12 protein-coding genes are annotated in these 10868 nt (G+C 55.6%); all 12 read left to right on the forward strand.

The annotated features are described in order from the left end of the window. The first annotated feature begins 18 nt into the window (after positions 1-18). Positions 19-183 (forward strand): DUF7302 family protein, encoded by a 165-nt coding sequence (locus ACX4ZE_RS19640; protein WP_480274928.1) that lies wholly within the window; start codon positions 19-21, stop codon positions 181-183. Between the two features lie 4 nt (positions 184-187). Next, the gene (locus ACX4ZE_RS19645) at positions 188-565 is read left to right on the forward strand and encodes a Gp19/Gp15/Gp42 family protein (RefSeq protein WP_480274929.1); all 378 of its coding nucleotides are present in this window, start codon (positions 188-190) and stop codon (positions 563-565) included. Positions 566-914: 349 nt separating this feature from the next. After that, positions 915-1232 carry a DUF5403 family protein gene (locus ACX4ZE_RS19650; protein ID WP_480274930.1) on the forward strand — a complete coding sequence of 106 codons (318 nt, stop codon included), beginning with the start codon at positions 915-917 and terminating at the stop codon, positions 1230-1232. Positions 1233-1240: 8 nt separating this feature from the next. Beyond that, positions 1241-1654: a hypothetical protein gene (locus tag ACX4ZE_RS19655; RefSeq protein WP_480274931.1), complete on the forward strand. Its 414-nt coding sequence runs from the start codon at positions 1241-1243 to the stop codon at positions 1652-1654. Next, positions 1654-2523 carry a phage tail tube protein gene (locus ACX4ZE_RS19660; protein ID WP_480274932.1) on the forward strand — a complete coding sequence of 290 codons (870 nt, stop codon included), beginning with the start codon at positions 1654-1656 and terminating at the stop codon, positions 2521-2523. The genes ACX4ZE_RS19655 and ACX4ZE_RS19660 overlap by 1 nt, the downstream gene beginning before the upstream one ends. An 85-nt stretch (positions 2524-2608) precedes the next feature. Further along, entirely contained in the window at positions 2609-2974 is a 366-nt protein-coding gene (locus ACX4ZE_RS19665; protein WP_480274933.1) for a phage tail assembly protein, read from the forward strand. Positions 2975-3373: 399 nt separating this feature from the next. Continuing rightward, positions 3374-6421: a phage tail protein gene (locus tag ACX4ZE_RS19670; RefSeq protein WP_480274934.1), complete on the forward strand. Its 3048-nt coding sequence runs from the start codon at positions 3374-3376 to the stop codon at positions 6419-6421. Position 6422: 1 nt separating this feature from the next. Then, positions 6423-7316 (forward strand): phage tail protein, encoded by an 894-nt coding sequence (locus ACX4ZE_RS19675; RefSeq protein ID WP_480274935.1) that lies wholly within the window; start codon positions 6423-6425, stop codon positions 7314-7316. Continuing rightward, complete coding sequence (locus ACX4ZE_RS19680) at positions 7313-8959, forward strand: Gp37-like protein (protein ID WP_480274936.1); 1647 nt, start codon at positions 7313-7315, stop codon at positions 8957-8959. Before ACX4ZE_RS19675 ends, ACX4ZE_RS19680 begins: the two co-directional genes overlap by 4 nt. Positions 8960-8980: 21 nt before the next feature. Next, positions 8981-9415: a phage gene 29 protein family protein gene (locus ACX4ZE_RS19685; RefSeq protein WP_480274937.1), complete on the forward strand. Its 435-nt coding sequence runs from the start codon at positions 8981-8983 to the stop codon at positions 9413-9415. Between the two features lie 230 nt (positions 9416-9645). After that, positions 9646-9924 carry a DUF2746 domain-containing protein gene (locus tag ACX4ZE_RS19690; protein ID WP_480274938.1) on the forward strand — a complete coding sequence of 93 codons (279 nt, stop codon included), beginning with the start codon at positions 9646-9648 and terminating at the stop codon, positions 9922-9924. Further along, a complete protein-coding gene (locus ACX4ZE_RS19695) occupies positions 9925-10749 on the forward strand; it encodes a hypothetical protein (RefSeq protein ID WP_480274939.1) in 825 nt (274 codons plus the stop codon). Positions 10750-10868 lie beyond the last annotated feature (119 nt).

Here is a 10868-nt window from a genome sequence, read left to right on the forward strand (position 1 = left end):
CTGGTGGCAGGAGGTCAGGTGAGGATCAGGCACAAGATCAATGGCGGATTCGCCGAGGTTTCCGACGAACTTGGCACGCGGCTTATCGAGACAGGCGGGGAGTGGGGGCCTGTAGAGGCCCAACCGACTATCCGGCGTGGGCGCCCGCCAAAAGCTAAGGGTAAGCCCGCGGAAGAGGAGTGAATGAATGGCGTACGCAAAGGCTACAGATGTTTCTAGCAGGCTAGGGCGTGCGCTAACCCCTGAAGAATCCACGCTTGTCGACGTACGTCTCGATGATGTCGAGCGGATGATCAAGCGGCGTATACCGAACCTGGATCAGCAGGTGTCGGGTGGAACTATCACCCAGGCCGATGTGATCCAGGTCGAGGCGGAAGCCGTTATCAGGATGGTGAGGAATCCTGATGGGTTTATCTCCGAAACTGATGGTAATTACACGTATCAGCGGTCGTATAGCTCGGCGCACCCGGCGCAACTAGAGATCCTGCCGCATGAGTGGCAGATGTTGAAAGCTACTACCGGTGGGATGTTTGTGATTGTCCCGGATTTGGGGGTGCCGACATGAGCCTACTCGACCATGGACGAGATACCGTAACGGTCTATCCAGAGATCACTGAGACTGATATCGACGGTAATATCCGCACTCGACCCTCCGACACGGGTGTGCAAGTTCGAGCGAGTATTCAGATCCAGGGGCAGTCGGGTACATCATCCCGGCGGCAAGAGCAGGATAATGAGGGATACGAGTCGGAGAAGGTTTACAAAATCCGGTTCCCTCGCTCGTTTACTCAGGTACTTGGCGCACAGTCACGTATCGAGTGGAACGGCGAACGCTGGGCGCTCTTCGGTGATGTCAACCGGTATAACGCATCGAGCGCTACCGCGCACCACACGTACACCATCAAGAGGTACTGATGGCGAAGGTCAGGCTTATCGGCAATAAAGCCATGAATATAGTTGTCTCGCGTGAAGAGGGTGTGAAGCAGGCGGTTCAGTCGAAGGCCAGGACAGCGAAACGGCGTGCTGCTGCCCGGCTGGCACAGCATAGACACTCTGGGCATGCAAAGGTGACTGTTACTCATGGCGATGTCGACTCGTTCGTGAACTTGGTTGATCCGGCAGCGTTGAGCATCGAGTTCGGGCACTTCGTCAAAGGCAGATATGAAGGGGATACCCCTAAGTTCGTTCCTGGCCTTTACATTATTTCGGAGGCTACAGGTTTCCTGGATTAGGAGGTCTGATGTCCCGTATCCCACGGGTTCAAGAGGTTGTTATCCCGATTCTCCGGGCGGCATTCCCGAGTGTGAAGGTCGGTTCTTGGGTTGAGGATATCGACCATCGGCAGTTCCCGATGCTTAATGTTCGTCGCCTTGGCGGTACCAGACATCCCGAGCTGCCTACTCTGTTAGGGCTACCGGTGATCGAACTTACAGCGTTCGGGAAGGTGGGGCTCCCGGAAACCGAGCAGTTGTATGAGGACGCTTTAGAGGTCTTATACGACGCACAGATGCGCCAGACCCTGACACCGAAGGGGTACATCCATTCAATGTCCGAGCGTATGGGCGCAACCCAGATTTCTAGCTTGTTCATGGATTCGTGGCGAGTCCAGGGAATTATTAAGGTCGGGATTCGACCACGTAAGGAGAGCGCCTGATGGCACTTAATGATAAGTCTGTGATTACCGCAGCGGTAGGGTATGTTTTTACCGCACCACTCGGCACCGCTGCACCGACTCCGGCGGTGTTGGATACTATCGACCCGTTCGTTTTCGGCGCCCAGGTGCAGACACTTAAGCTTACGGGCACCGCCACTGGCGGTACTTTCACCGTTTCGGATGGCACGAATACGTCGTCCCCCCTTCCGTATAACGCCACGGCGGCGCAGGTTCAGGCTGCGGTTGAGGCTCTAGGTAAGGTCGGGGTTGGTAATGCAGTGGCTTCGGGTGCGAGTCTGACCGCAGGTATCAACGTGGCGATTGTCGGCACACGTCAGGGAGAGTCGCTCACGGCTTTCACGGCGGATGCCTCCAGTCTCACGGGCACCTCACCGGCACTGGCGTGGACTGAGACCACTGCGGCTAATGGATGGCGGAGCATCGGCCACACCTCGCGAGAGGACATGCCCGAGTTCGGTTTTGATGGCGGTGACGCGGAGGTGCGGGGCACCTGGCAGAACGCCCAGCTCCGCGAAGTCATCACCGAACAGGCGGCGGATTATCTGACTCTGTTTCTGCACCAGTTCGACGCTGAGTCGTTCGCGTTGTATTACGGCCCGAATGCGTCGACTACACCGGGTGTTTTCGGTGTAAGTGGGCAATCCGCACTCACAGAGCGCGCGTTCCTCGTGCTTATCGTAGATGGTTCCACTCGGGTGGGTTTCTATGCACCTAAGGCATCGGTTCGTCGTGATGAGGCTATTCAGATGCCGGTTGATGAGTTCGCAGCCCTGCCGGTGCGGGCTACGTTCTTGAAGCATGGGGCTAATCATCTTTACGAGTGGATCTCTTCGGATCTTTTCTCGTAACCAGATCGGGGTGAGGAGGTTTTCTTGGCGGACCTACCTCCTCTCCCTTTTTATCAGGTCCGCATACCGCTTTGAAAGGTCTGCCATGAGCAATACTGTGTCCCTTGATTCCCTGCGAGAAGATATCGAAACCAAGTACCGCCCGATTGTGGTCACGCTAAGCGATGGTACTGAGGTGGTGCTGCGTAACCTGCTGCGAGTGCCCGCGACCACACGCAAAGAGGCCTTGGAGTTAATGAAGGCGATGCGGTCGGATGAAGAAGATGAATCGGTATCCCCCGACACCGTTCTAACTAACTCGCAGCGGGTGTTGGAGCTGATGGCGAAGGAACCCAAGCTGGGTAAGCGTCTGGTTAAAGAACTAGGTGAGGATCTAGCGTTGACGACTGATCTGGTCAAACTGTGGTCGGAGGCGACACAGCCGGGGGAAGCGCAGCCCTCGCAGAGCTGATCGACCAGTACGGGGAGTATATAGTCCCTGACTTACTCCAGTACTACCAGGTAGACGCGAGGGACGTTTTTGTAGAAGGTTCCGGGGTCACGCCCCGGTTCCTGTTGAATCTGATCAGACAGCTACCCACGAAATCGCGGACCGTGGGTGTCCGCCGTGGCGGTGAGGAGTTCATCGGGTGGGATATGCCACTGTATCTGCAAGCGGCGACGGTGAATGCTTTGCGGGAGCTTGTGTATGTCACGGTGTGCGCGAATGTGGAGCGGTCGAAACGACCGAAGAATCCGCCGGAGATGGTTAATCCGCCGCAGTCTCGAACCAATTCCGAAAAGAAGAGCCACGCGCCTGGGTCGTTCGCGGGTATCGCGTTGGCAGCGTTGAACAGACAGAGGAGTAGCAATGCCGGGACCAGGGGGCCAGGAGGTAGGCCGGGTCTCCGTTCGGGTGGTCCCGGATACGGATAAATTCCGTAAGCGGCTTCGACAGGCGCTCGAGGCGGAAACTCAGGGCCTTGAGATCCAGGTGGATGTGGGGCTCGAGAACGGAGCTGTCCGTGAGCTGGTGCGGGACACCGAAGGAGCGGTTAAGGCAGCGCAAGCGGCTGCCGAAGAGGTCGAGGTCGAGCTAGACCTCGATTCCAAAAAGTTCATGCGTGAACTGGCGGGGGTCACTCGAGCTGCTGAGGCCGCTCTGGATAATATCGACTCGCATATTGACCTTGACCAGGAAGAGTTCCTTGCTGGCGTTGCAGCTATGGTCGATTTCGCTGAGGAGCTGTTAGACCGGATTGATGCTGGTTTCGATGTTGACCAGACGGGGTTCCTCGCGCAAGTTCGGGAGCTGGCGGCAGCCGCAGAGTCCGCTGTGGGAGACATTGATGTTGAGATGACTCCCGAAGCCGTGGAGTTTATCAAAGCGGTGGAGGGGATTGTCGAGATCGCAGAGGCTGCTGCGGGCGATATCGAGGTAGCTATGAGAATCCGAGATGAGGGTGTCGTCCCGGAAACGTTGGTGGCTATCGCGCGGGCGCAAGCAGTGGCTAGGGCGAACCCTATCGAGGTTCGTATTGATGTCGACAGGTCGGGACTTTCCAGGGCGTTTAGCTCGATTCGCGGGATGTTTATCAGGCTGGGTTCCGATATCAGTGAGTCGACTAGGAAGCTCGGTCAGGGTACTAAGACATTTGGGGGCAAGTTACGACAGGTTGTGTCCAGTGTAGGTAAGGCCGCTAAAGGGTTCGCCCGCGCTATTGGGCGCATGTCACACGCGATGTGGATACTGGTAGCAATCTTGGTCTTTGGTGCACCGGTGCTTGGGATTCTCTCGGGTGCATTGATCAGCCTTCCCGCAGTGCTGGCTGCGGTCGCTGTCCCCGCTGCTGCGCTCGCGCTGGGCTGGGAAGGCATGACGAATGCCGCCAAGTCACTTTCCGACCAGGTGAGCGACCTACAAGAAGTCATGAACCAGAAGACGGAAGACGTGTTTATGCCGATCTTCGAGCGTCTAACCCCGGTCATCGACGTGCTTAAGCAGTCGCTACCGAGGGTTGTTGACGCTCTGGGCACGATGGCTCAAGGGTTTGTTAACGCGGTGACCTCTGAGGAGGGGTTACAGCGGATCAGTAGAATTATCGAGAATGTTGCTAAGGCGGTCGAGTCTGCGGCACCTGCGGTCGAGAAGTTCACTGAGGCTCTACTTCTCTTGTTGGATAAGACAACCGACCGGTTGCCGGATCTTTCTGAGTTGATGGATGAGTGGGCGCAGCGTTTCCTCAACTGGGTTACGAAGATCACCACAGTAGATGATCAGGGAAACACCCCGCTCGAGCGTGCTCTGATGGGTGTGAAGGATATCCTCGAGGGTATCGTGAATCTGCTTGGAGGACTGACAAGCACAGGTTTCGACTTCTTGTCCGAGGATGGGGTCGGAGCAGATATACGTAGGTTCCTGGAAGACTTTCATATTTTGGTTAATGAGCTCGGCCCTCTGTTTATCCGTACGTTTAAGGGTGCCGCGACAACGTTGGAGTGGCTTGGGAAAGCTGCCGCAGTGGCTGTTGGCCCTATCGTAGCGGTAATCGACACGCTTAGAGAACTTGACTGGTCGGAGCTTTTCAAAGACCCTGGTGGGACTCTAATCGACGCAATTTTTAACTTCTTTTTTAAGATAGAGTGGTGGAGGCTGTTCGAGGGGTTGTCGAGCGCATTCTCTAGTGAGATGAGCCTTCTGCCAGGCATCTCAGGCACCACTATGTCAGAAGTGAAGGCCAAGTTCGCGGGGATGATGCCGGGAATCATATCGGTGTTCACCAAAGGTGGGGCGGATCTGGTTACGGAAGTGGGGACATGGCCGAGTAAGATACGTGGTGCACTGGGCAATCCGCTATCCCTGCTTACAGGTGCAGGCTCGGATATTGTTCAAGGCTTGATCAACGGCATCAAATCAAAGCTCGGTGCGCTCTCAGCTATAGCAGGGGCACTAGCGTCTGCTGTGAAAACCGGGATTGGTAACCCACTGGAGATCAAGTCACCATCCAGGGTGATGTACAGGTACGGCGTCAATGTCGGCGAAGGTCTCGTGAACGGTATGAATGCCGAGAAGTCGAACATCGAGCTTACCGCTGAGGAACTAGCTAAGGGTCTGAAAGCAGGGTTCGGAGACTCCACTAATGTGCGGATCAAGATTGCTATCGAATCCGAGGGTGTACCGGAGATCGACAAAGCTACCTCTGCCGTCGAGAGTCTAGGCGACTCGGCTAAGGAAACCGAGAAAGCGTTGGGTTCGGTCGAACAGGTGTTGAAGAGCATAGACGAGTCGATCAAGCTCCCAACCAAGACAATGAGCCTACAAGCTAGACAGCTTAACTTCGAAGCTAAGAAGCTGGAGGACCGAGCCGCCCGCGAACCGAACAAGGATCTACGTGCCTCACTAGAGCATCAAGCGGAAATGCTGCGGATGCGGGCGGATGAGCTTGCGCTGCAAGAAGAGCAGATCGCCCTCGATGCGGAGATCGCTAAGTACGAGGCAGAGCACGGGCAATTCGATTCGCTGGTGGATGACGTGTTGGCTGCATCGGAGCAGGTCGAGGACGAGGGCCTGAACATGATGGAACGACTACACCGCGCGGTCGCTAATGGCACTGAGGGAATCACGCAAGAGTTCCGGGAGATGGTAGACGAAATCGGGGAAGTGTTCGGTGTCGAGGATCTTGTAGCGAAATGGGACGAGGCAGACGAAAAGTCCAGGTTTTCTAAGATCCCTGAGGATTTCGTTGCGGCGAATCGGAAGCAGTTCCTGTCGGATCTCGGAATCAGCGGTAAGGGTGCTGTGTCTCAGCTCTTCGAACAAGGTGCCAAGTACATAGTCCAGGTCAACTCGGTGGATGAAGCGCTGGAGTACAAGCAGCGCCAACAGAACAAAGATAAGTTGTCGTACGCACGGAGATAAATTGGATACTGTCGTTGAGCTGGAAGGTGTCAACGGCGAATGGTTTACGCTGGCAGGCCCTGACGCCGGGGATCGCGGGGTGTATCTCGCGACCGGTGTCGAGGGCTTGTTCGATCCCCCTGTGAAAGTTGTTTACGAGGAGCCAGGTAACTATCCTGGCGCTCGATTTCTGAATCATCGTATCCTGCGTAGGGATATCGTTTTTGGTGTCGAGATCCTAGACGGCGGTGCGGATTCCTGGATTCGCCGGGATTCCGAGTGGGCTAAAGCGTGGGCGTTCGACCGTGACTGCAAGTTGTATATCACCACGGAGGAGTCGGGTACTCGGTATTTGAAGCTGCGGTTGGGTGAGTCGATAGATGTTTCGTGGGAGACCGACCCCACGATGAATGATATTAACCGCGCCGGGATGGTGTGTATAGCGGGTGACCCGTTTTGGTATCAGGACGATGTAATCCATACCGCTGTCACGAAGACCGACACAACCGGCGGTGGCACAGAGATCCTATCTATCACCGTCGACGGCACCAACGGATACGTTAACCCGACGAATCAAGCCGCGTTTCCTAAGTGGGTTCTTCCTGCCCCTGGACGGTGGACTATCCCGGATTATTCGTTTGATTCCACCGATGGGCTGGATAACCGGCGGGTTGTGATGCCGACGCTGGCGTCCGGTGAGGACGCTGTAGTCGACACCGATCCTCGTGTGGAACAGGTAGCTGCGGAAAACAACACATTGTTGTGGGCCCGGATGAACGGTGTCCGGTTTCGGCACCCGTTCCCGCCGTATACACAGGCACGGGCGTTCGAGGTTGCGGTCACTGGGGTGGCTGCGGGGCAGATGATTACGCTACGGATTCCTCGTGCGTGGACTCGTCCTTGGGGGCTCGAGTGATCGACTCCAAGACACGGATGGAGCAGGTGTGGGCCACTGTAATGGCCCGGCGTGCTTGGCGTGAGAAACAGCGGCTGGCACCCCCACTGATCCGATTATGGGATGGGGATATGACCCTCCGTGGAGAGCTTCACGGTGATCTCGGGGGCTCGTTTCAATTCCTGGAGAACGAGACTGGTACGGCAGAACTTCGGATCTCGATCCACCACTACCTAGCTAAGTGGCTGATGAACCATCTAGGGCGGACTAAACGCAATGTCATCGTCACGATCGACAAGCAGGGCGCTAGGTGGTCCGGGTTCATGGACAACTATGAGGTTATCCGTGAACGTGACGGTCGCGCGTATGTCATTGCCCGGTTCAAGCACGATTACGAGCAAGCTAAATACATCCGTGTATGGCCTAACCCGTTTCTGCCTCCAGAATTCCAGTTCCCGAAGGCGTGGCTGATGTTCGGCCCTGCGAAGTGGGCGCTATCTGTCACTTTGTTGGTGAATCTTATGCGGATCGAGTCCTCGATCTGGCAGCTACCTGATGATCCGATGGACCCAGCACAATGGGTCAATTTCGATCAATCCACGTGGCGGAACGTGGTCAAGCCATTCACGTTCTCTTCGGATAAATCAAATCTGGCTTTGATCTGGTCCCGGTTCAAATCGTTTCATGATACGGCGAAGAAGACGCTGGCGGATGCCCAGCTCACAGTCGAGGTTCGTCGGTATTTGAATGGTGATCCTCCGCCGTGGCCCGGCGCTAACCTGCGCCATGGTTGTTTGGTGTGGGAGATCGTAGACAAGTCAGGTTGGAATACCCAGACCTCGTTCGGGGGTAATCTCCTCACCGGGCTGGAACGATCGTACACCTCGATCGCAAACGATGGGTACACCGAAAGTGTCAGTGCTGTTGCTGGCGACCCTACTTTCCCTGCCGAGTACTCCACCCCTGGGTGGCAAGGCACACGCGCTAGTGCGCCATGGGTAGTGTATGAAGAGGGTAGGTACACCGGTATAGAGACCTCTAAATTCCAGTATTTCGAGGCGACCGCGACACACGTCATGGTCGGAGGTAATTCCATGCCGGGGATCAACGAAGGATTGTCGGCGGCGGTTAATATGGCTGGGGATGCTATTGCCGCTGCGGTGATTATTCCCCCGATCGGTGGAATGTTGGATGCGGTACTCCGCCCTCTTTATTCCGATGTCATCCTCGCATTCATGCGGTGGGGGGATATTAATAGAGCGCAGGATCTAGGAGCTTTCCACCTTTACGAGACCTGGGCGGATGGTGCAGATAGAGCGTATACGCTTGCCGCAATTATCGCGCTAAGGGCGAAGCTGTGGGAAACTAGGGCGCATACCGCCCATAAAATCCAAGTGTCCGATGCGGCACCTTATTACGTCGGTGCCGAGGGGTATGGCCATGTGTGGCTGGGTGACCGCGTCGCTACAGCCCCGTTGGGGTGGCCTGTCGAAAACCAGCTATTTGTTGATCGCGTGATGGAGATCGGTTATTCCTGGGGGGAAGACGGCCCTAAGGGCTGGAATATGACCATCGGATACCAAGAGCCGGAAGATCCGGTTGTCAAATTGTTCAAAGAGATTCAAGAAGCAAGCGCGGCGCTAGAAGCGCTGGGTATCAGTTAAGAGGTTCGCCAAGTGATTCCAATGCAAGACGAAGTGGATTGGGAAGATCCTAAGCAGCATTTTTTGTGGGCGCTTAAGCGTCTACCGATGATGCATGGGGTCGGGCAGATCACCCACCCGCAGATTCTTCAAGGATGGTCTGAGCATCTGCACAAGTGCGGATTCGCCCATCGGGATTACCTGGCGTCTCTCGCCGACGAAGACGGAAATATTCCCGTGTCCCGACTGCCGTCTCAGCAGATCAAGTATCAGCCGGTTGTCCGTGGACCACGCCATGAATACAACGGGGCGGATGGATGGGTGGATGCGAATGAGCCGGATTCCCCGGTGATCCGCCTGCCAGATGTCTCCAAGTTGACGATGCAGGAGCAAGCGGTGTTACTCGAGCAATTCAAGGCGCTAGGCATGGTACCTACTCCCCCACCGCCCCAGGATGTAGCTAAGGAGCTGACGTAAATGGTTACTACCGAGAAGATCAAGGAACGAATTCCTGAGCCTGCGATGATCCGGGCGGCTGTAATCGCCGTTTTAAGCCTCGTAAGTGTTCTCCTAGGTAAGGAGATAGACACGGCTTGGATCGAGCCTGTATTGGGCATCTACACGGTGGTAATGCCGATTGCGCTCGGTTGGTGGATTCGGCGAAACGTTTCGCCTGCGTCTAAGTCGACAGGAAGGCACGCTAAGCCGTGACTCTGCCTGATGATGCACCGGAGTACTTGATTGCCTTAGCGATTTTGACACCTGCGGTTGGTGCTTATCTGACAGCACGATTGAGCCGGTCGATAGCACAGGTTAGGCACCAGGTCGAGAACACGCACACCACAAACCTGCGTGACGATCTGGACGAGATGAGGCAGGATGTTCGAGGAATATCAGGGGATGTGCGGAACCTGCGGGAAGACGTGCGCGATCTTCGCCGGGACCACTACCGGCTCGAGCAGAAGCTATCAAGGGGGGAGAAATGAATGACCGCACCTAATCAGCCAGCACCGGCGGGCGCGTACGTCATAGGCAATGGTGGTGGCGACTATGACTATGGTCAGAAGATGACCGAGAGCGTCGGTATGTCGATCATGACCGGCGGTATTAAGGCAACATATGCTAAAACTCAGTCAGATATACAGTCCACCACAAAAAACGTGATCCCATCAGGGTCCTCGCTGTGGAACTCGTATAAGGGCAACGCCGATTCGACGTTCCCGCATGTGATGTTGCAGGCGACTGCGAACTCGACCAGTTCCCGGTCGACGAGTGGTTCGCATAGTCACTCGATTTCCTATACTGATCCTCCGGACTACAAACCGTCCGGAGGGGGGGACAACACGGTCGAACTCGGTTTCATCGAGTGCACGAAAGACCGAACGTACACCAACGTGTTGTTCGGCTTGGGAGACTCTGTGACGGTGCTTGGTATCGGAGCGTTTTATGTGATGGTGTATAAGATGGACCCGGATACCGGGAACCTGTCGATCAAGTATCAGTCGTCGGATATCAAGTCGAACCTGAGTAAGAACAAGAATTTCGCTTTCGCGACTGGAGATATCACAGCCAACAAAGGAGACATTTTAGCTGTTGGTACGCTTCAGGTGACCTCTGGGCTGCAACAGTGTATGTCGCTGCTCGGATTGAATCTGTGGCGTGTGCTACCGCCGTCTGCGGAGAAGCCCCACGGTCTGTATGCGTATAGTATCGGGAACCCGTCTCCACCAGCGAGTATCGCGTATAGCTCGCTGTACTGGGATTGGTCGGGTAGTCCTGTGGTCCCGCTACCGTACTACGCGCTGTATTAGATGATGTAAGTAACCCCCTGGGTTGAGGGAGACCTCAGCCTGGGGGGTTTTTGTGTTTCACAGGCGATAGGATCGGTGATATGACAGCGGACGTGAGGCGTACAACTAGTGTGATTGAC

It is taken from the genome of Nocardia sp. TBRC8007 (assembly GCF_056629435.1).

Excerpts from the sequence above, each read along its gene's own strand:
- ACX4ZE_RS19645 (WP_480274929.1), top strand. The coding sequence starts at position 188 with ATGGCGTACGCAAAGGCTACAGATGTTTCTAGCAGGCTAGGGCGTGCG.
- ACX4ZE_RS19650 (WP_480274930.1), top strand. The coding sequence starts at position 915 with ATGGCGAAGGTCAGGCTTATCGGCAATAAAGCCATGAATATAGTTGTC.
- ACX4ZE_RS19655 (WP_480274931.1), top strand. The coding sequence starts at position 1,241 with ATGTCCCGTATCCCACGGGTTCAAGAGGTTGTTATCCCGATTCTCCGG.
- ACX4ZE_RS19660 (WP_480274932.1), top strand. The coding sequence starts at position 1,654 with ATGGCACTTAATGATAAGTCTGTGATTACCGCAGCGGTAGGGTATGTT.
- ACX4ZE_RS19665 (WP_480274933.1), top strand. The coding sequence starts at position 2,609 with ATGAGCAATACTGTGTCCCTTGATTCCCTGCGAGAAGATATCGAAACC.
- ACX4ZE_RS19670 (WP_480274934.1), top strand. The coding sequence starts at position 3,374 with ATGCCGGGACCAGGGGGCCAGGAGGTAGGCCGGGTCTCCGTTCGGGTG.
- ACX4ZE_RS19685 (WP_480274937.1), top strand. The coding sequence starts at position 8,981 with ATGCAAGACGAAGTGGATTGGGAAGATCCTAAGCAGCATTTTTTGTGG.
- ACX4ZE_RS19695 (WP_480274939.1), top strand. The coding sequence starts at position 9,925 with ATGACCGCACCTAATCAGCCAGCACCGGCGGGCGCGTACGTCATAGGC.